Raw genomic sequence first — 21,241 nt, forward strand, 5'->3', positions numbered from 1 at the left:
TAGGTAATATTTCTAGATTGAATCGTCGGTGTTTTTAGTGAGTAATAAGTCTATGTCGTTTGCAGACATGGGCCTTGAAAATAAAAAACCTTGTAAATAATCTATTTCTAATAGTTTACATAAATCGTGCTGTGCTTGGGTTTCAATACCTTCGGCGACAATATCAAAATCTAATTTTTTAAGCATCAGAGATAACCCTTCAATTACTCTTAGTCGTTTCCCTTTTTCACCATCAGATGATTGCATGCTTTTATCTAACTTAACAATATCAATAGGATAAGATATAAGGTGAGATATAGATGAATAGCCCATACCAAAATCGTCCAAAGCAATTCTAAAGCCATTATTGGATAAGGTGGTTAATATATCAGTAACTTCTTCGTTATCTTTGATAAAGGCTGTTTCAGTTATTTCTAAAATTATACTATTAACATTCACATCATATTGCTTTACAGCTGCGAGTAAATAAGTGAGCAATCCTTCACTCTGAAGCTGTATCGGGGAAATGTTTATTGATAAATTTAGCGGAATTTTAAAACGAGTTTGCCATAATGATAATTGCTGTAGAGCTGTTGAAATAATCCACTCGCCAAGCGTCACAATTAATCGGCATTCTTCTGCAATGGGTATAAATTCATCAGGAGTATAACTAATATCGGTATCTGGCCAGCGAATTAAAGCTTCTACACCTGATATTTTTTGCCATTTAGAGCAATAAACAGGTTGGTAAAATATTCGAAAATTTTCTTGCTCTAAATTTTCTTTAATTTTGTTTTGAATATCAACGCGACGACTAAACTCGTATTGATATTGTTCTTTATAAAAACTAATTTTTGCTTTACCGTTTTGCTTAGAGCGATACATTGCAATATCAGCACATTTAAGTAGTTCATGTGACTCCGTCGCATCTTGAGGATATATAGCACTGCCAATACTCACACTACAGTTAATCGTCCTACGATTATATAAAAAAGGCTCAGAAACATTAGCTAGGATCCTATTTGCTATCATACCTATTTGATTAATATTACTTATACCACCAATAATAACAGCAAATTCATCCCCACCTAATCGAGCAAACCCTTCGTCTCTTCTTAGGCAGTGGTTAATTCTTGTTACAGTTTGTATTAAAATCTGATCGCCAACATTATGCCCTAATGTGTCGTTTATATGTTTGAAATTATCTAAATCCAATGCCAAAAGCGCGACACTATTTTTAGTCCGTTTATTATTGGCAATCATTACTTTTAATATTTCTTCAAAATGGTATCGGTTTGACAAACCCGTTAGCTGATCCCTTTCTGCCATATGCTTTACAGCGAGGTAACTGTCATGCATGCGTTGTTCAGCTTCAAAGCGTTTTTTAGCGTATATAAGTGCTTTATTTAAACTACTACGTGTAATATCACCCTTAGGTAAAAAATCTTGTGCACCGGCTTCTATACACTCAATTGCGAGGGTTGAGTTCTCTGATGAACTAATCATAATTATTGCAGTATTACCAAGTTTTGGCTTTGCTCGCATCTCAAGAAGCATTTCGATACCATCTTCTTTAGGCATATTATAATCGAGTAGTATTATGTCAAAATGCGAACTTTCAATAGCGTTTAAACCTTCGGTAACACATGTTACTTCAGTAATATCATGAAGTTGGGAGCCATCTGAAATAAGCATCTTCTTAATTAATTTACGATCTACTAAGTCATCATCAACTATTAAAATATACATAAGTTCCTTAAGGGTTTAGCACTATGCCAATACTCATCTTTAATTAATAAAACAATTTTATTGCTAAATTTTTGGCCAAAAAATAGTAAATGTACTGCCAAGCTTTCCATCAGATGCTACTTCAATCTTACCGCCATAATTAATAATGAGCTTTTTTGCTACACAAAGACCAATACCACTGCCTTCTACGTCATCACGAGATCGCAGAGTTTGAAACAATTTAAAAATGAGTGAAAAATACTTTGGATCTATTCCAGGACCATTATCTGTTATTTCAATAAGATAATAATGATGAGAAGGCCGTAGAGAAACGTGTATAACACCAAGCTCTTTATCGTTATGTTTTATAGCATTACTAATAAGGTTTAAAATGACTGTTTTAAAAGGGACTACAGGTATGTTTAATAATTTATCATTTGCATTTATATGAGCAGTCACTGTTTCTGGGATCTCTAAACATTCAGCGATTTCAAGATAAACATTTTCTAAAGACAAGTCAGAGCGGGTAGAATCACAGCGATCTACTCTCGAATAGCTCAGTAAATCCTCTAGTAATACCTGCATTCTATTAGTGCGATTAATTACTAATTGAAAGTTTTCTAAATACTCTTCAGGAAGCAGATCTTTACAGTCATCCGAAATCCACTCTAGTAAACGCTTAATTGCATTTAATGGCGATTTTAAATCGTGAGAAGCAATACTGGTAAACTCGTCAAGTTCACTGTTTGCTTTTTGTAATTCAGATATTAAATTTTCTTTTTCAGCTATGTCTCTGCACACACCTAAAATATAATGTTTACCAGACTTATCTTCAAAGCGTTGTTTTATAGTTTCTACAGTAATCTGCATGCCATTAGGCATTGCTAAATTTTCGACTGTTTTACTAATGCCGCAATCTAAAGCAATTTTGTCTTGCGCTAAAAATGCAGTAGCCGCATCTTCTTCGTAGTTTTCAATTGTAGTAAAGCCGATTATTTTGTTTTGCATTTCTTTTGGATAACTATTTTTGAAGGCATCATTTGCGTATACAATTTTAAAGTTTTCGTCCTTTATAAAAACAAAATCTCTATTTAGCTCAGAAATCATTGAATGAAGTTCAGCATCTTTTTCTTTTTTAAATATAAAATTAAGTTGGAGTAATTGATTTACAATATTTTTTTGTATGGTGGCTAATATCGTTTTATCTTTTTCTGTAAATGCGGACTCACTTTTTCGTTCAAATATCAACCAACCCAATTTTAAGTTCGATGGTAAAATAATGAGTGATATAACCCTACGCATTTTGGAGTTTACATTTAAGGGAGTATTTGAAGTGCTTTTTGAGTTACCCTCGATAATAGATTCATTAAATACTTCACTATTTAGCGCCTCTGCGGTTATGGCTATTTTCGAACCATATTGGTACAACTCAATTTGACCCTGTGGTGAATTTGCAATAATAGAGCATGCCGTAGCATCAAAAACATTTAAGATTAGTTCAACAATGTGCTCTAAGTTTTTTTGAATGTCGTTATCAACAAAAAAATTCGAATCTGTTGGTAATATATTCTCAATATAGCGTCCTACATTAGGCATTAACACTTCCTTCAATCTAATCACTTAACTAGTATCTGTTGAACTTTCATGATTGAAATTCGTTCAATCTAAGAGCTGTTTAATCGTGGCGCGAGGTTTGTAACCTAGTGGGCTCGGCAACTGCTCCTGCGTACTCTAATGGCTTACACCATTGTAAGAATAAGTAAAAACCGAGCAACAAAGAGTCAATCACCCTTAGGGAGCGCATATTTGGCATTTATTCTGCGTTATCGCCTATTTTTGGGGAGTAACCACACTACATAGGCTCTGCCTTGCTTAAATACCAAACAGTTTGCTGCAAATTTAACCTCGAAAGATGAACAGGCCTTAATATAAAATGCCCTCACATTAAAACGCTATGTAACAAGCAATTAACTTATTGTAGTTGATTATTATGAGTTTGCTTAAATAATCTATTTTTATAAATTAACTTTTTAAATTAAAAGCTTACCTAATTTAAATACACCGTGTTTTAGGTTTTTAAAAGCAATTACTCAGGCATTTTAATATACGGTTTAATAAAGTGAGTGATTCATTGCTTTATTAATTGTAATGTATAAAAGTGGAATTACTGATTTAAGGAAAAAGATGTCAATTCAATTTACTTACGACGCAATTCAGCGTTTTCATTTTATAGAACTTATTATTTACTGGGAGGGTCGTTTAACAACAAACCGTATACAACAACACTTTCAAATAAGCCGCTCTAGCGCCTCAAAATACATTCAAGATTATCTAACGTTTTTTCCTAACTTCTTAATCTATAACAGTTCAAAAAAAGGGTATGAAGCAAGTAATAAGTTTGTTTCAAAACACGGTTTAAATGACTTAGGCACTTACTTAAAAGTGACTCAGCAAACCCAGAGGCTCAGCAAATTATATTAAGCCCGCATTGTTTAGCCCAGCTACAGCCTTATATGCCTTAATATAAAACAAAATTTAAACATAATTTTCTTATTAAAAACCTGCCTAAAAACACGACAGGTGATAAATACACAGTGTTGCTCAAAAGCTAAACAAACTATAAATTTAATGGAATGAAAAAAAGGACAGACACATGGACGATTTTAGCCCAAGCAATTTAAAAACAATTTTGCACTCAAAACGTGCCAACATGTATTACCTAGAATATTGCCGAGTAATGCAAAAAGACGGGCGTGTTTTATACCTCACAGAAGCTAAAAACGAAAATCAGTATTTTAATATTCCTATTGCTAACACCACAGTTTTACTGTTAGGCAATGGCACATCAATAACCCAAGCCGCCATGCGCATGCTGGCGCAAGCGGGAGTACTCGTTGGGTTTAGTGGTGGCGGAGGCACACCGCTTTATATGGGCAACAACATAGAATGGTTAACGCCCCAAAGTGAGTACCGCCCAACTGAGTATTTGCAAGGTTGGATGAGCTTTTGGTTTGACGATAAAAAGCGCTTAGCCGTAGCCAAACAATTTCAGCAAGCACGCATAGAATACCTCAACAAAATTTGGAATAAAGACCGCAGTTTAAAAAGTGAAGGCTTTACAACCCAAAATAACAGCATTGAAACGGCCTTAACACGCTTCAACGAGCGGATGCTCGTTGCAACAAAGCAATCTGAACTGCTATTAACTGAAGCACAGCTTACCAAAGCTTTGTATAAGTTTGCCGCCAATATAACCAAGGCAGAAGGCTTTACGCGCCAACACACCTCAACCGACCTTGCGAACGACTTTTTAAATCATGGTAATTATTTAGCGTATGGCTTAGCCGCCAGTTGTTTGTGGGTGCTGGGTATTCCCCATGGTTTTGCTGTAATGCATGGTAAAACCAGACGCGGAGCGCTTGTATTTGATATTGCCGACCTAATTAAAGACGCCATTGTACTGCCTTGGGCATTTATTTGCGCACAAGAAAACGCCACCGAACAAGAATTTAGACAACAAATTTTACAAGCCTTTACCGACAACAAAGCACTCGACTTTATGTTTGATCAAGTAAAAAAAGCAGCACTGCAAACAGAGCACAAAACAGGTGAAAACCAATGATGGTCACTTTTGTTAGCCAATGTGAAAAAAACGCCTTAAAAAAAACGCGCCGCGTACTCGACGCATTCGCAAACCGTATAGGCGACAACACGTGGCAAACCCTAATCACAGAAGATGGTTTATTCACTGTAAAAAAAATGCTACGGCAAACCGCCAGTAAAAGCACTGCCGTGAGTTGCCATTGGATACGCTCAAGATCGAGAAGTCAGCTTTTATGGGTGGTGGGGAATAAATTAAAATTTAATGCGCAGGGTGTTGTGCCGGTAAATTACACCAAACTAGATCTTTCTCATAAAGAATGGGAAAACGGCTGGGAATTAAACGAAGCAATAATGTTGGCCTCAAGCCTTGCTGGTTTATTTCATGATTTTGGTAAAGCAAATGATTTATTTCAACAAAAGTTGGCTGGTAAAACACAATCAAAATCTGAACCATATCGTCATGAGTGGGTATCGTTAAGATTGTTTGAAGCCTTTATTAAAGAGTTAACCGACCAAGAGTGGTTAACAAAGCTGGTAGAAATAAATCAGCAATCAAATGCTACTCAGGCTGAAAATAAAATACACAAAATATTATTTAAAGATAACGGAAAACATCAAAACCCGTTTAATTCTTTTGGCGATAATACACAGTTTGGAAAGCTAGTTGCGTGGTTAATTGTCTCGCACCATCGTTTACCTTACCCACAAGTTAACCCAGTTAAGTTAGACGAAGCTGAACACTGGCTAACCAAGTGCTTTGATTGTCATTGGAATTCTAAAAATGCAGAAAATTTGGCTGATATAGAACCCTCAGTAATTAATGCTAATTGGCGTTTTGTTCATGGCACGCCGCTGTTGAGTAAAACATGGCAAAACAAAGCAAGTGAAATTGCAAAACGAGCATTGAGTTATCATAAATTATCTAAAAAAACAGATTGGCTAAATCAACGTTTTGTTAGTCATTTATCAAGATTATCACTCATGTTAGCGGATCATTATTATTCGTCTCTTGAGTTAAAAGATTCAAAAATGAAATGGCGAGATAATAGCTATCAAGCTAACGCAAATACAGATAGAAAAACAAATCAGTTAAAACAAAAATTAGATGAACACAATATTGGGGTTGCTCATAACGCTTTTTTATTTGCTAAAAACTTGCCTGCTTTAAAATACACCTTACCAGCATTAGCCCAACATAGACTTTTTTCACAAAGTGCTAAAGACCGTAAATACCAATGGCAAGACAAAGCCTTTAAAGCGTCAAAAGAGTTTGCTAAAACCAGTGAAAAACAGGGCTTTTTTGGTATTAACATGGCATCAACAGGGTGTGGTAAAACCATGGCAAATGCACGAGTTATGTATGCCCTAGCAAATGAGCGCGAAGGTTGCCGGTTCTCAGTTGCTTTAGGTTTACGTACTCTAACCTTACAAACCGGTGATGCATATCGAGATTTACTCAAATTAGGTGATGATGAACTCGCCGTTTTGATAGGTTCTAATGCTGTTAAATTACTACATCAGTTAAATAAAGAGGACGGGAAATTAGCAAAGCCCGATCATGGCAGTGAATCAGCACAAGACTTTTTTGAACAATTATATGTAAGTTACGAAGGGCAAATTTACGACGGGCGTTTAAAGCATTGGTTAAATGGGAATCCTAAATTAGAGCAGTTAATCAGTGCGCCTATTTTGGTCAGTACAATCGATCATTTAATGCCAGCTACAGAAAGTAAACGAGGCGGTAAACAAATCGCGCCTATGCTGCGGTTATTAACGTCAGACTTGATTTTAGATGAACCCGACGATTTTGGATTAGAAGACTTACCTGCATTATGCCGATTAGTTAACTGGGCAGGCATGTTAGGTTCACGAGTTTTATTATCATCGGCAACGTTACCACCTGCACTTATCAGTGCTTTGTACAACGCTTATGTATCAGGTCGTAAACATTATAACCAAGCTAATTTTCCACATAATAGCAATACAGGTATTGTTTGTGCTTGGTTTGATGAAAACAAAAGTGAAGTTGAATTAATAAATAATAAAGAGGGATTCAAACAAAAAAATAACATATTTATTGAATCACGATTAAAAAAATTAACGGCTAACAGCAAAGTATTACGTAAAGGAAAGATCGTTAATATTGAGTTGCCTGACACGGATAATAGTGACTCAGCAGATCAAAATTTAACAGGTCAAAATATAGATGAGAGAAATCAGCAGGTTTTTCAAAATGTGGCAGATATCATTCACCAACAAATTTATGAATTACATAACCAACACCATGTAACACATAGCAGCGGTAAAAAAGTATCTATTGGTGTGGTTAGAATGGCTAACATTAATCCGATGATTGCGGTTACAAAAATACTGTTAGCTATGCCGCCAAGGGCCAACTATCAATTTCATTTTTGTATTTATCATTCGCAGTTTCCGCTAGCGTTACGCTCCTACAAAGAATCCCGCTTAGATAAAACCTTAACCCGCCATGATGAACAAGCGCTTTGGCAACAACCTGAAATTGCCAACATATTGAAAGCTGACGGACTAAATAAAACATCGACAGGCAATCATGTGTTTATTGTAGTGGGCACATCTGTAGTAGAAGTAGGGCGTGACCATGATTACGACTGGGCAATTGCAGAACCTAGCTCGCTACGCTCAATTATCCAGCTAGCGGGGCGTATACAACGGCATAGGCAAGTACCGCCTACTGTTGCAAACGTGGTGATGCTTAACCAAAACATACGGGCATTAAAAGGTGAAAAAGTAGCTTATTGTAAACCAGGTTTTGAAACCCCAGAACTTCCCCTTAACAGTAAAGACTTGAATGAATTGTTAACAACAGAATTAGACAATATTTCAGCAATACCAAGGATTGTTGAACCTAAAGAAATAAAAGCTGACGATTTTAAAAAATCAAAAAAAGGTAACTCTGTTGCTAATGCTGCTAATTTACTTTCAGTACAAGAGCATAGGTCGCTACGAGTTACATTAGATGTTATGGGAGGAGATCTTAAACATAAGGACTTCTATAACTCAATAAAACCTGCATCACTCTGGTGGAATGAAAACCCTGCTATAGATTGGAGCGCTGAATTTATTCATCAAACTGAGTTTAGAAAATCACAACCACAAGAAGAATTTATTTTACGCTTAGAAGAAAGTGAAACATTAACGTGGAGTCAAATTGACGATACCCGCTACCCACCAGTGTATTTAGAGCAAAGCAATCGCTTTATAGATGAAAACCAATTGATTGAATTAGCCCAAGGCAACCATTGGTGGTTTAACTTAAGCGTTGAAAAAACCTATCAAATTTTTGCAGATAAAGTAGATAAAAGCTTGCAACAAGTAAGTGAAACCTTTGGTGTAATTGGCTTAAGAGAACCGAGTAAAGATCAAGAATTAAATTGGCACTGGCACGAGCAGTTAGGGGTGTTTGATGCCAATTAAGGCATCAAACGCTACCTGTTCGGCAGTAAACTTTAATAACTCTTACTTCTAAGCTACCTATTGGATAGTGTTTGCAGTCTAACCAAAGTTATATGAGATATCAATGATTCTTAGGTGTTTAATTTTATTTTAATAACTCTTAGGTTGATCGATTTTTTATTGTAAGTTATATTGAGCTCATATTCACTTAATGAGCAGGTATCATGAAACCTAAAAATTTTAGAAAATTGTGCAGATTTTTAATGTTTATTGCTGTTTTAACAATTAAACCGTCATTTTTTACTAGGGTGGATAATCCCCCTATTCAATGTTTGGATGGTTCTATTTGTATTTTATTTGATAGTAAATCTACTCTTTAAGGAGATATTTTAATATGGAAGCAACATTAACTCATGCGCTAGCTGATTATATAGAGCAGCGTAAACAAGCTAAGTTGGAACCTTTTCAAAAAGCACTAAATAAAGTGTTAGAAAAAAGTGAAAACGAAACAGAAATAGCGACAGCTAAAGCAGAATACGCAGAAAAATCGGCACCTATTGAAGAAGGTTATAAACCTGTGATGTGGTTAACTGATGCAGCTAGGCGAGCAAAACAAATCAGTTTAGCAACCCATGCGGCAAAATTTACTCATAGTGATGCCAAAGCGAGCAGTATTTTAGTAAGTCAGCCATGTACAGATAGTCAAACTATAAATAATCAATACCTTGTTACAACAAGCTTAACAAATAAAGCAATTGATGCTGTAGGTAATGCGGCAGCATTAGATGTTGCAAAGCTGCTAAATATAACGGTCAATGGTGAAAGCCTTATTACGCAGTTGCAACAAAATCATGCACAAGCGTTAAGTGTTTTTACTGATAATGACGAATTGTTACAAACTTGGGTTGATGGCTTTAAGTTAGCACTGGCCGATGAAAAGTTAAGCTCACATAATTTAAGTAAGCAGATTTATTTTCCGGTGAAGTCAGAAAGTAATGATCTTGAATATCATTTATTGTGTCCGCTATTTTCATCGGCACTGGCGCATAATTTACATAAAAAAGTCACCGATACGCGCTTTGGTGATTCAAAAGATATTCGTGATGCCCGCAGATCCAATAAGTACGATGAACGAATGGATATAAGCTTTCCAAATACCGCCGTGCAGAGCTTTGGTGGTTCAAAACCACAAAACATTTCACAACTAAATAGTGAGCGTTATGGTCAGAATTTTTTATTAAATACAGCTCCTCCTACTTTTCAGGCACAAGTTAAGCCGCCTATAAATAATACCAGTTTATTTAACCGACAACTAACATACAAAGTATCGACTTACTTGCGCGACTTTAAAGCCTTTTTAAGTAATTTAAAACTTGAAGAAAATAACTTTAAAGTGCGCTACAAGCGCGATTATCACTTTATTTTACCCATACTCGATCAACTAATGATCCACGCAGCCAACATTCAAACATTACCAGCAGGCTGGGCAAGTGAATCACATTGCAAACTAAAACCCGCCCATGCTTTGTGGCTTGATGTTTATAACCCACATGAGGGTTTTAAACGTGAGCGTGAAAAGCTCGACTGGCAAGCTGTGATAGCGGCTGATTTTGCCAGTTGGTTAATTAAACAATTAAAAAATGACGAAAAATATCGCTTAGGTGATATCGAACATGCTTATTTTTCCAAAGTTTGTTTGCATCAGCTAAAACGTTTTGAACACAACACACCCAAATTAGCGGAGGCGTAACCATGAGCCAATATTTATTACTTAAAAAAGTATCGGTACAAAATGCCAACGCCATTGCGGGTTTAACGTATGGTTTTCCTGCCATAACTAATTTTTTGGGTTTTGCCCATGCATTATCACGTAAATTACCTGAAACGTTAGCCGTTAATTTAGGTGGCGTTGCTGTAATTAGCCATAAAAACACAGTACACGCAAGACAACCTAAAGGGTGGGGCGACTATGTTTTTGCATTATCCCGTAACCCGCTAACTCACCAAGGCAAAACGGCACCCATTAATGAAGAAGGGCGCATGCATATGCAAGTATCTTTGTTGATTGAAGTTAATGGCTTGATTGCCGGCGATACAGAAACGACAGAACAATTAATTGAACAGGTAAAACAAAAAGTACCAACGCTACGTTTAGCAGGCGGTCAAATTACGCACGTAGAAAATATTGAGTTGACCCCGTTAAATGAAGAACAAAAAACACTGCGTAAATTAATGCCAGGTTTTGCCTTAATTGATCGCAGTGATTATTTAGCTGAGTATTTTCAACAGCAAAAAAGCATAAACGATAACGCTTGTTTATTTGATGCATGGTGTGATTTTGCCCAGCTTAAATTTAAAGCTGAAAAAATAACAAGTGAAGATGAGCAAGAAACCGAAGCCCTTGAAAGCGTAAAACAAAAAGCTAATTGGCAATATGTAGCAAAACCTCAAAGTGGCTATTTAGTGCCTATTAACACGGGGTATTGTGCAATCTCTCCAATTTATGAAGCGGGTGAAGTGAGCAATGTAAGAGATGCAACGGTGCCGACTGTCTTTGCTGAAAGTGCTTATAGCGTAGGTGAATGGAAAAGCATACATAACATACAAAATATTGAAGTAACCCTTTGGCGGTATGAACAGCAATACCCTTGGTATGTTGCTAAAACAAGCCCTTTCGAAGATGAAGTGATTGAACCTGATAGTTCTGATTTGAGTTCTGAATTAGATGAAGCAATGCCTTATTAATTAATGTGTAACAAAGAAGTTAACCAAATATTTTATCAATGGAGTAATAAAAATGGCCGAAATTAAATTAAAAACACCCTCAGTATTAGCATTTGAAGCTAAGTTAGTACCATCAGACGCAATCATGTTTGCAGGTAACTGGGAGCAGCAAGCATGGCAAGCAATACAAGTGGGGGAAAAAGCAGTACGTGGCACAATTTCAAACCGCTTAAAAGCAGCAACGGCAAATGATCCAACAAAATTAGATGCAGAAGTATCTAAAGCTAATTTGCAAACAGTTGACATTGCCGCATTAGCACATAACACAGATACCTTAAAAGTAGTTTTTACCTTGCGCGTATTAAGTGACTTAGCAACACCATCAACGTGTAATAACCCTGATTATCAAGCACAATTAGCTAATAAAATAACGCAATACCAAGCAGATGTGAGTTTTGAAGAATTGTCAAAACGTTATGCTTTTAATATTGCTAGTGCTCGCTTTTTATGGCGTAACCGAGTAGGTGCCGAAAACGTAAAAGTGGTTGTAACCGTGGCAAATGAAACCATTGAGTTTAACTGCCAAGACTATTCATTGCGTGAGTTTTCAAGTGACGAAAAAATCACTCAACTTGCACACTTTATTCAACAGGGCTTAACCGATAATCATGTACTTATAAAAGTCCAAGCGTATAGCCAATTAGGTGAAGGCCAAGCTGTGTACCCATCACAAGAATTAGTAATGGGCGGTGGTAAAGGCGATAAAAGTAAATTTTTATATCAGCTTGATGGACAAGCCGCAATGCACTCTCAAAAAATTGGTAATGCCTTACGCACAATCGATACTTGGCATCCAGCTGTTGACGAAGTAGGTCCAATTGCCGTTGAACCATACGGCTCAGTAACAAACCGTGGTGCAGCTTACCGCCAGCCAAAAGAAAAAACAGACTTTTATAATTTACTTGATGCTTGGATGATCAAAGGTAAAGAGCCAGCGATTGAACAGCAACACTATATTATGGCGATGTTAATTCGTGGTGGCGTATTTGGGGAATAAATTAATATGAAATATTATCTCGAAATAACGCTGCTACCCGATGCTGAAGCAAATTTAGGGTTCCTTTGGCAAAAAATATATCAGCAAATTCATATTGCACTTGTTGATAACAAAATAGGAGAAAATGAATCGGCCGTTGCTGTGGCATTTTCTCGCTATGGCGAAAAGTTATTTCCATTAGGGGATCAGTTAAGGCTATTTGCTAAAACTGAAATACAGTTAAATGAGCTAAATATACCAACTTGGCTAAGTCGATTTAAAGATTACGTACACATAAAATCGATTAAACCAGTACCAGAGAAAATAACGCATGTGTGTTTTACCCGAGAGCATGTAAAAGGGGAGGCCGGTATTGAAAAAAAGATGCAAGCTAAAGCGAAATACTGGTCTGAAAAATCAGGGCAACCTTTGGAAGAATGCTTATTATCACTTGAAAAAAGTAAGCCTAAAGCAAGGTCAACACGCCCTTTTATATGGTTAGAAAGCCAAAAAACAAAACAACGTGATCCAGCGAAAAATATAAAGTTTCCATTATTTATTAAAAGAATAGAACTTGAGAACCCGCAGAAAGGACATGTAAATTGTTATGGTTTAAACGCAAACCATAAAGATATAAGTAAGTGGGTAAGTGTACCGCACTTTTAACCCTTATTTTTGCTCTTTAAAAATATAATTTAAAAACAATAAGTTACAAACCATCAAAAATTTTAGGTTAAATTGCCAAAAATAACCTATTTGATTGTTGTAACTTATTTTTTTATCGGTATTCTATTGTTCACTGCCACACAGGCAGCTTAGAAACATTAGCTTGCACCATCTTTTCACGTAAGTAAGTTCACTGCCACACAGGCAGCTTAGAAAATTACGCTAGGCGTATCGGCATCAGGGAAGGAGTTCACTGCCACACAGGCAGCTTAGAAATTTTCTTTTAGCTGCAAGATTTCATGGTCGATGTTCACTGCCACACAGGCAGCTTAGAAAAAAGGTGGGCGCAACTATCAGAGTGTTAAATAGTTCACTGCCACACAGGCAGCTTAGAAATATCCGTGATTACTTGCGCATCATCAAGGCGCGTTCACTGCCACACAGGCAGCTTAGAAATTTGAAAAGAACTTAGCTAGCTCTGCAACTATCGTTCACTGCCACACAGGCAGCTTAGAAAGTCTTCCGCTTTCTTCTCAAGCTCATCAATTTGTTCACTGCCACACAGGCAGCTTAGAAACGCTATGAGCCTCTAAAAAATAAAGTATTGGCGTTCACTGCCACACAGGCAGCTTAGAAACAATCCGTTCAACAGAAGCAAGGTTAAAAAAAGTTCACTGCCACACAGGCAGCTTAGAAAACTACCGCTTCGGTTGGTGACTTTGTTTACTAGTTCACTGCCACACAGGCAGCTTAGAAAAGAAGAAGAGTTAAACAACCCTGACACGATTGGTTCACTGCCACACAGGCAGCTTAGAAATCAAGGTTACCGGCATTGAACGCTACGTATGTTGTTCACTGCCACACAGGCAGCTTAGAAAGGCATAGATGCGCTACCAGAAAGCGTTAGTCTGTTCACTGCCACACAGGCAGCTTAGAAATCAATGCCGAGTCTTACTATTCTAGGGTCAATGTTCACTGCCACACAGGCAGCTTAGAAAACGCAATCATGCTCCACGACACATCCGATTTTGTTCACTGCCACACAGGCAGCTTAGAAAATTAGCTGAAGGGGTGATAAATTCAGGGAATGGTTCACTGCCACACAGGCAGCTTAGAAATGTAGCGATTACACCAGCTTGACCAGCCTTTTCGTTCACTGCCACACAGGCAGCTTAGAAACCGCCAATACCAGACGTAATTTGTACGTATTTGTTCACTGCCACACAGGCAGCTTAGAAAACGCCTGTCGTAGATGACGAATGGCACTACTGGTTCACTGCCACACAGGCAGCTTAGAAATTTGCAATATCAACGTCCGCACCGCCATCAACGTTCACTGCCACACAGGCAGCTTAGAAAACTCAAGAAGATTATTTGGCTGCGGCACAATTGTTCACTGCCACACAGGCAGCTTAGAAAGTTGAGTACCAGAAAAAACAAAAGGCGAACAAGTTCACTGCCACACAGGCAGCTTAGAAATGAAGGCACTGAAAACGGTATAAAAGTTACAAGTTCACTGCCACACAGGCAGCTTAGAAAAAGTTGCACCGGTTGTTACTGCTGGAGAATGGGTTCACTGCCACACAGGCAGCTTAGAAACGCTGTATGCTTGTTGTACTTGTATTTCAATTGTTCACTGCCACACAGGCAGCTTAGAAATTTTTGATTCCATGTAAATACGTCACCGTTCCGTTCACTGCCACACAGGCAGCTTAGAAAAGCAATTAATCGCTTTAAAAGGCGGTAGTGAAGTTCACTGCCACACAGGCAGCTTAGAAAACCGACGAGATACTGACCGCACAACGGATGTAGTTCACTGCCACACAGGCAGCTTAGAAATCAGTGCAAGCACCCATTTTTATCAATTCGTTGTTCACTGCCACACAGGCAGCTTAGAAAATGAAGCCGAATGACGACGCCATGTTTCTATTGTTCACTGCCACACAGGCAGCTTAGAAAGTAACTAAAGTGCTGGCTAATGCCTGCGCGGAGTTCACTGCCACACAGGCAGCTTAGAAAAGAATAGGCGCGTAATTTTTGCTTATCATCTTGTTCACTGCCACACAGGCAGCTTAGAAATTTGTCGTAAGGAAATGGTGATCCATCGTTTTGTTCACTGCCACACAGGCAGCTTAGAAAACTCAAATAAGAGATTTAAGTGGATAAACTATGTTCACTGCCACACAGGCAGCTTAGAAAATTAATGAACTGTTGGGCGTTATTGGCTTTTTCGTTCACTGCCACGCAGGCAGCTTAGAAAACACTAAAAAATGATATTTATTGGTTAAAGCGGTTCACTGCCACGCAGGCAGCTTAGAAAAACTGTTACAAAAGAAAAGCGAAAGGTAGTAAGTTCACTGCCACACAGGCGGCTTAAAAAGTTATGGAGTTAGGAAATTGCATGAGTAAATCGTTTATGGTTGTTAAAATGAAGGGTTACTTAATTACGTCGCTAAATTTAGGTCAGGGAAGTATAAATTATACGAAGTTTCTTTAATCTATCATGCTCCTATACAAATTCGCTTAATTATTTATTGCGGATTGGTATCAGAGACGTTTTTCAATCACTCAGTTCCACAATTGTTTGCGCTACGCTGTATAACGTTTTATGTGAATTCATCGCTTGCTTTTGAAGTTGTTTATGGGCTTGTTCTTCAGTGAGTTTTAATTGCTCAATAAGTATGTACTTGGCTTGGTGAATAACCTTTTGCTCACTAATAACTTTTTTAGCGTCAAGTAACGCTTGGTTTATTTGTTTAATATGCTGGCTTTGCTCGATAATTAAATCATACATACTTTTATTACTATTGAGCTTATCGGCCGCTATATTTTGGCTTACTTCTGGATCTGGTTGCTTAATAGCTAATTGCCCAAAAGTCGGGGCTATGTGTTGCTCTGCCATATTGTTAAGTACCTGCTTATTTGTATTTAAACTACGTTGAGCACAGGCTATTTGCATTGCTGCGGTATCAATTAATTGATCTGCTATATTTTGTTCAATTTTGTGCATTATATCTATGCGCGTGGTGGTTACTTCGTACCATACTTCACTCAGTTGTGAGAGCGGTTGAGCGTTCTCGTCATCGAGTTTTTGCAGTAAACTTCTAAGTTGCTCTACCTGATTATTAACCTGATGTGTTGTTAATGTGGCAAAGCATTTTAAAAGGTGCGCATCGGCGTACTCATTAAAAAAGTCAAAACTGTGGTTTTGTTCTTGTACAAAATGCGCGAGTTGTTGTTTTTGCTCAGTGGTAAATTTACTCGCTGCAAATGCTTGTGCACCACAGGCGCGCTCTTGTCCTGCATATTCTTTACCTTGCATAAAGTTAAAAAAGGCAACTAATAAACGCGTTATTTTAGGATCGCTTGCGCCATCTGCTGCCTCTAAAATAATATTGAGTAAACTAGCAATTAACTGCGTGAACGACTGCGTAGCATGCACTGCACTAATGTTTTGTTGTGCTATTTGATTGCGCAATACCGATAATGCATCGAGTGCTTGTAAGCTGTAGGTAATTAAATTAAATAACCGAGTATGGCCAGTATCGGCGTTGTCTTTTATAAATGTTTGTTTAAGAGAATCATAAAATGCAGTTTGTGCGCTGTCGCTTAAAGGGATTTGTTCTTGTAATTGGGTTTTGAATCGTTCACGATTTGAGGCTAAAAATATATTACTCATTGCGCGCTCTTTTTGTAACTGATGTACAAAATCGCCTAATTTAGTAAGCGAGGCACAACTGTTTTGTAATTGCTTTAGCGCGTGTATTTCTTGATATTTAGCCGCTAATAAAAACTGTTTTGTGAGAGGATTGCTTGTCGCCATTGGAACTATTCCGCACTTTTTTGTTTTTAAAGTGCAACCCTTGTTCCAATTACTAACAAATTTAACGATAGAATTTAAAATCAAATTAAAACAGTCGCTTAAAATAGACATAAGAATTTATTTATTAATATTACAATTAACATATAAATAGGTACGGCCCTTTTTGGTGCATTAAAAAGACCGATTGCACAGTTGTGAACCTTATATAAAAGAAGGTGCGCTTAGCTCTCTAAAATAGCAAAGTAAGCGCGTATGATTTGTTAAGCATTACAATAAGCGGCTTGCAATAATTGGGGGCTAATTGCCATTTTATGATTTATTACTTCACCAATCATAATTAGGGTAGGGCCTTGAAGGTCGTGTTTAGCATGCTCATTTACTATCAGTTCAAGCGTACTGGTAATTACCTTTTGCTTAGTGGTAGTAGCGTTCTCTATTAGTGCGATGGGTGTATTGCTTGGCCAGCCCACTGATTGCAGACCGCAGCTTAGCGTTTGTAAGCGCGAAAGCCCCATATAAACCACTAAAGTGGGGTTGTTGTTTCCAGGCATAAACGCGTAATTTTGCCAATGAGGTTGCTTGTTAGGATCGGCAAACTGCGCCGTTAAAAATGTAACACTACGGGCTACGTCTCTTGCTGTAAGCGGAATACCCGTATAAGCGGACGTAGCGCAAGCCGTTGTGACACCCGGCACAATAGCAAAATTAATATTATGCTTACTAAGCGCATCGGCTTCTTCGTTAATACGTGCAAATATACTCGGATCACCGCCTTTTAAACGCACTACGTTTAAGCCTTGTTGCGCGTATTTAACCAGTAGTTCGCAAATGTTAGCTTGGGTCATCGAATGCTTACCCGCACGTTTACCTACAAATACTCGCTGTGCTTTTTTAGGAAGCGTTTTTAATAAATCATCGCTTACTAACCAATCGTATAAAACAGCATCGGCGGTATTAATTAAACGCTGCGCTTTTACCGTAATTAGCTCTGCGTCCCCTGGACCCGCACCAATTATATAAACGTTGCCGCTTTTAGCACTGCGATCATTTGAGCTTGTTAGCTTAGTCACAAGTTTATTTAACCACACGTTTTCAATACCCGAAAAATAAGACAGTACACTCATACTATTCCCCTAAGCCACAGCTGTTGTAACTTTTGGTACAGAGCTTATAAATACACTGCCGTCTTCAATTTTTGCATTAAAAACCGGTAAGTGTATTGCTTGTGCTTCTAAACATGCGCCTGTTTCTAGGCAAAAGTGTTGCTTATATAAAGGCGATGCAACAACTAATTTATTGTCGATTGAGCCAATAATGCCACGCGATAATACATTAGCTTTGCCAATAGGGTCGTAGTTGCTAATGGCAAACACAGCCGTTGGGTTTTGCGGAATGTAAAAAATAGCCACTTGCTGATTATTAACTAATGCGCATACGCCGCTATTAGCCACTAGGTTGTCGATTGTTCCAATATTATGCCAAGACATCAGCTTGCTCCTCTTCAACTTCCATTACTGGAATACGGTTTTGTGTATTACGTTGCTCACGCTTTTCGGCTTCTGTAGCAGGGCGGATTTGGTTACGCTCTTGTACAAACAAAATGTTATCGTCGGTTTCGGGGCTATTAACAAACTGGCGGAATCGTTTGGCTGCATCAGGGCTTTCAATCGCTTTTTTCCACTCACACGCATAGGTTTGTGTAATTAACTCCATTTGCGCTTCTAGCTCGTCGCAAATGCCTAAGCTGTCGTCAATTACTACGCTTTTAAGGTAGTCTAAACCGCCTTCAAGGTTTTCCATCCATACCGATGTACGCTGTAATTTGTCAGCCGTTTTAATGTAAAACATAATTACGCGGTCAATGTATTTAATAAGTGTTGGCGTGTCTAAATCGGTCGCAAATAAATCAGCATGGCGAGGGCGCATACCGCCATTACCACACACGTATAAGTTCCAGCCGTTTTCGGTGGCTATAATGCCAATATCTTTACTTTGTGCTTCGGCGCATTCGCGGGTGCAACCCGATACCGCCATTTTAAATTTATGCGGCGCACGTAACCCTTTGTAGCGGTTTTCTATTTCTATTGCGTGTCCAACGCTATCTTGCACACCATAACGACACCACGTACTACCCACACACGATTTAACGGTTCTAAGAGACTTACCATAGGCATGACCTGTCTCAAATCCGGCTTCTATAAGTCGCTCCCAAATAACAGGAAGCTCTTCTAAGCGTGCACCAAATAAATCAATACGTTGACCACCAGTGACTTTGCAGTACAGGTTAAAGTCTTTTGCTACTTGTCCAATTACAATGAGTTTGTCGGGGGTAATTTCGCCGCCAGCAATACGCGGTACTACAGAGTACGAACCATCTTTTTGCATGTTTGCTAGGTACGTATCGTTAGTGTCTTGTAAGCCAACATGAGCGGGTTCTAAAATAAAGTCGTTCCATGTTGAGGCTAAAATAGAGCCAATTGCAGGTTTACATATTTCACAGCCATGACCGCTGCCGTGTTTAGTTAGTAAGTCATCAAAGCTTTTAATGCTTTCTACTTTTACCATGTGCAGTAGTTCTTGGCGTGAATACGCAAAGTGCTCACATACATGGTTGTTTACTTCAACACCGCGGCTTGCTAATTCGTTATCAACAACTGATTTTAATAACGCGGCACAACCACCACAGCCGCTTGCTGCTTTAGTGCATGATTTCACCGATGCTAAATCGCATGAGCCGCCATCAATTGCACCTATAATGTCGCCTTTACTCACATTGTGACACGAACAAATAGTGGCGGTGTCGGGTAGGGCGCTGCCCGATAACGACGGCGCGCCGCCGCTGTCTGGTAAAATTAAACACTCAGGGTTTTCTGGTAAGTCCATGTCGTTAAGCATGTACTGCAATAAAGTATCGTAATCGCTGGTATCGCCAACTAGTACAGCGCCCAGTAATTTATCGCCTTTTTCACTTAGTATAATTTTTTTATAGCAGCCGCGAATAGCGTCTTGGTATATAAGTTCTTTACAGTCTGGCGTTTTTGCATGAGCGTCACCAATTGAGCCTACTTCTACACCTAATAACTTAAGTTTTGTGCTCATATCAGCACCTAAAAACTCAAGCTCGCCACCACTTAATTGACTCGCTGCAACGCGCGCCATGTTGTAACCCGGTGCTACTAAGCCAAATAGTTTTTTGTCCCACAGGGCACATTCACCAATGGCTAAAATATCAGGATCTGACGTTTGGCATTGGTTATTAATAATAATACCGCCGCGCTCACCCAGTTCTAAATCAGCAATTTTACCGAGCTGATCATACGGGCGAATACCGGCAGAGAACAAAATCAGATCTGTTTCTAAAAATGACTCGTCCGAAAAATTTAATCTAAAGCGGCTCGTTTCACCTTTTACTATTTCACTGGTTGCTTTTGATGTGTGTACCGTTACGCCGAGTTTTTCTATTTTATTTTTTAGTAGCGTACCGCCTTGTCCATCAAGCTGAACAGCCATAAGTTGCGGCGCAAATTCAACTACGTGGGTATCAAGCCCTAGTTGCTTAATTGCGTTTGCGGCTTCAAGCCCCAGCAAACCACCACCAATAACAACACCGCTTTTGCTTACAGCGGCACTGGCTTTTATTTGTTCTAAATCTTCTAATGTGCGATACACCAAACAATGGGGTTGGTCGTTCCCTTTTATAGGCGGCACAAACGGAAATGAACCTGTCGCGAGTATCAGTTTGTCGTATGGGTATTGCTCACCGGTTAATGTGGTCACTATTTTTGCTGTTCTATCAATGCCTTCAACCCACTGGCTGGTATGCACATTAATATTAAGCTGTTTGTAGTTGTCGTGAGTGGTAAGTGCTAAATCGGCAGCTGTTTTGCCATCAAATACACTTGATAAGTACACGCGATCGTATGCAAGATTTGCTTCTCCGCAAAGTACAGTAATGTCTGCGTTGGCATCGCTTTGGCGCATTTGCTCAACAAAGTGGTGTCCGACCATACCATTACCAATAATGAGTATTTTTTGCGAGGTTTGCATAGGGCATTCCTTAAAGTGACGGTTTAAATACAATTAACAAAAAAGCCCGCCACAAATACGCATTATGCATAACTGTGTGCGGGCTTCTTTGCCGGTGGTTGCTAATAGCTATTGTGCTCACAACCTAAATTTTTGCCGTAAGTAAAATGGGCTTGTTAATAGAATGTTTGCAAAAATACAGCCAGTTTTTTAAGTTATTG

13 protein-coding genes and 1 CRISPR repeat array are annotated in these 21,241 nt (G+C 38.4%); of the genes, 7 read left to right on the top strand and 6 right to left on the bottom strand.

Going from position 1 to position 21,241, the window contains the following annotated elements; all coding sequences use genetic code 11:
* Nucleotides 1–12: 12 nt before the first annotated feature.
* Nucleotides 13–1,728 carry a two-component system response regulator gene (locus tag AC0VZ4_RS08035; protein WP_475441388.1) on the bottom strand — a complete coding sequence of 572 codons (1,716 nt, stop codon included), beginning with the start codon at nucleotides 1,726–1,728 and terminating at the stop codon, nucleotides 13–15.
* A 63-nt stretch (nucleotides 1,729–1,791) separates the two neighbouring features.
* Entirely contained in the window at nucleotides 1,792–3,303 is a 1,512-nt protein-coding gene (locus tag AC0VZ4_RS08040; RefSeq protein WP_475441389.1) for a PAS domain-containing sensor histidine kinase, read from the bottom strand.
* A gap of 588 nt (nucleotides 3,304–3,891) precedes the next feature.
* Here AC0VZ4_RS08040 and AC0VZ4_RS08045 point away from each other — a divergent pair.
* The 7 genes from AC0VZ4_RS08045 (at nucleotide 3,892) to cas6f (ending at nucleotide 13,171) form a co-directional block, all read left to right on the top strand.
* Complete coding sequence (locus tag AC0VZ4_RS08045; protein WP_475441390.1) at nucleotides 3,892–4,188, top strand: BrxR family helix-turn-helix transcriptional regulator; 297 nt, start codon at nucleotides 3,892–3,894, stop codon at nucleotides 4,186–4,188.
* A gap of 172 nt (nucleotides 4,189–4,360) precedes the next feature.
* The gene (cas1f, locus tag AC0VZ4_RS08050) at nucleotides 4,361–5,329 is read left to right on the top strand and encodes a type I-F CRISPR-associated endonuclease Cas1f (RefSeq protein ID WP_475441391.1); all 969 of its coding nucleotides are present in this window, start codon (nucleotides 4,361–4,363) and stop codon (nucleotides 5,327–5,329) included.
* The gene (cas3f, locus tag AC0VZ4_RS08055) at nucleotides 5,326–8,766 is read left to right on the top strand and encodes a type I-F CRISPR-associated helicase Cas3f (protein ID WP_475441392.1); all 3,441 of its coding nucleotides are present in this window, start codon (nucleotides 5,326–5,328) and stop codon (nucleotides 8,764–8,766) included. Before cas1f ends, cas3f begins: the two co-directional genes overlap by 4 nt.
* Before the next feature lie 373 nt (nucleotides 8,767–9,139).
* Nucleotides 9,140–10,495 carry a type I-F CRISPR-associated protein Csy1 gene (gene csy1 / locus AC0VZ4_RS08060; protein WP_475441393.1) on the top strand — a complete coding sequence of 452 codons (1,356 nt, stop codon included), beginning with the start codon at nucleotides 9,140–9,142 and terminating at the stop codon, nucleotides 10,493–10,495.
* Nucleotides 10,496–10,497: 2 nt separating this feature from the next.
* Nucleotides 10,498–11,490 (top strand): type I-F CRISPR-associated protein Csy2, encoded by a 993-nt coding sequence (gene csy2 / locus AC0VZ4_RS08065; protein WP_475441394.1) that lies wholly within the window; start codon nucleotides 10,498–10,500, stop codon nucleotides 11,488–11,490.
* Between the two features lie 52 nt (nucleotides 11,491–11,542).
* Nucleotides 11,543–12,526 carry a type I-F CRISPR-associated protein Csy3 gene (gene csy3, locus AC0VZ4_RS08070; RefSeq protein ID WP_475441395.1) on the top strand — a complete coding sequence of 328 codons (984 nt, stop codon included), beginning with the start codon at nucleotides 11,543–11,545 and terminating at the stop codon, nucleotides 12,524–12,526.
* Nucleotides 12,527–12,532: 6 nt separating this feature from the next.
* On the top strand, nucleotides 12,533–13,171 hold the full coding sequence (gene cas6f / locus AC0VZ4_RS08075) for a type I-F CRISPR-associated endoribonuclease Cas6/Csy4 (RefSeq protein ID WP_475441396.1): 639 nt from the start codon (nucleotides 12,533–12,535) through the stop codon (nucleotides 13,169–13,171).
* Nucleotides 13,172–13,299: 128 nt separating this feature from the next.
* Nucleotides 13,300–15,551: a CRISPR direct-repeat array (repeat unit 28 nt; unit sequence GTTCACTGCCACACAGGCAGCTTAGAAA).
* A gap of 180 nt (nucleotides 15,552–15,731) precedes the next feature.
* On the opposite strand, the gene AC0VZ4_RS08080 is transcribed toward cas6f, so the two are convergent.
* From AC0VZ4_RS08080 to nirB, 4 genes are all read right to left on the bottom strand, one after another.
* A complete protein-coding gene (locus AC0VZ4_RS08080) occupies nucleotides 15,732–16,994 on the bottom strand; it encodes a nitrate- and nitrite sensing domain-containing protein (protein ID WP_475441397.1) in 1,263 nt (420 codons plus the stop codon).
* Between the two features lie 260 nt (nucleotides 16,995–17,254).
* Nucleotides 17,255–18,118: a uroporphyrinogen-III C-methyltransferase gene (cobA, locus tag AC0VZ4_RS08085; protein WP_475441398.1), complete on the bottom strand. Its 864-nt coding sequence runs from the start codon at nucleotides 18,116–18,118 to the stop codon at nucleotides 17,255–17,257.
* A 9-nt stretch (nucleotides 18,119–18,127) separates the two neighbouring features.
* Nucleotides 18,128–18,481, bottom strand: coding sequence for a nitrite reductase small subunit NirD (gene nirD / locus AC0VZ4_RS08090; protein WP_475441399.1), 354 nt, complete (start codon nucleotides 18,479–18,481; stop codon nucleotides 18,128–18,130).
* Nucleotides 18,468–21,041 carry a nitrite reductase large subunit NirB gene (gene nirB, locus AC0VZ4_RS08095; RefSeq protein WP_475441400.1) on the bottom strand — a complete coding sequence of 858 codons (2,574 nt, stop codon included), beginning with the start codon at nucleotides 21,039–21,041 and terminating at the stop codon, nucleotides 18,468–18,470. The genes nirD and nirB overlap by 14 nt, the downstream gene beginning before the upstream one ends.
* Between the last annotated feature and the right edge of the window lie 200 nt (nucleotides 21,042–21,241).

Source organism: Pseudoalteromonas sp. QJM3NY_22, assembly GCF_056173065.1.

Excerpts from the sequence above, each read along its gene's own strand:
- AC0VZ4_RS08035 (WP_475441388.1), bottom strand. The coding sequence starts at position 1,728 with ATGTATATTTTAATAGTTGATGATGACTTAGTAGATCGTAAATTAATT.
- AC0VZ4_RS08040 (WP_475441389.1), bottom strand. The coding sequence starts at position 3,303 with ATGCCTAATGTAGGACGCTATATTGAGAATATATTACCAACAGATTCG.
- AC0VZ4_RS08045 (WP_475441390.1), top strand. The coding sequence starts at position 3,892 with ATGTCAATTCAATTTACTTACGACGCAATTCAGCGTTTTCATTTTATA.
- cas1f (WP_475441391.1), top strand. The coding sequence starts at position 4,361 with ATGGACGATTTTAGCCCAAGCAATTTAAAAACAATTTTGCACTCAAAA.
- cas3f (WP_475441392.1), top strand. The coding sequence starts at position 5,326 with ATGATGGTCACTTTTGTTAGCCAATGTGAAAAAAACGCCTTAAAAAAA.
- csy1 (WP_475441393.1), top strand. The coding sequence starts at position 9,140 with ATGGAAGCAACATTAACTCATGCGCTAGCTGATTATATAGAGCAGCGT.
- csy2 (WP_475441394.1), top strand. The coding sequence starts at position 10,498 with ATGAGCCAATATTTATTACTTAAAAAAGTATCGGTACAAAATGCCAAC.
- csy3 (WP_475441395.1), top strand. The coding sequence starts at position 11,543 with ATGGCCGAAATTAAATTAAAAACACCCTCAGTATTAGCATTTGAAGCT.
- cas6f (WP_475441396.1), top strand. The coding sequence starts at position 12,533 with ATGAAATATTATCTCGAAATAACGCTGCTACCCGATGCTGAAGCAAAT.
- AC0VZ4_RS08080 (WP_475441397.1), bottom strand. The coding sequence starts at position 16,994 with ATGGCGACAAGCAATCCTCTCACAAAACAGTTTTTATTAGCGGCTAAA.
- cobA (WP_475441398.1), bottom strand. The coding sequence starts at position 18,118 with ATGAGTGTACTGTCTTATTTTTCGGGTATTGAAAACGTGTGGTTAAAT.
- nirD (WP_475441399.1), bottom strand. The coding sequence starts at position 18,481 with ATGTCTTGGCATAATATTGGAACAATCGACAACCTAGTGGCTAATAGC.
- nirB (WP_475441400.1), bottom strand. The coding sequence starts at position 21,041 with ATGCAAACCTCGCAAAAAATACTCATTATTGGTAATGGTATGGTCGGA.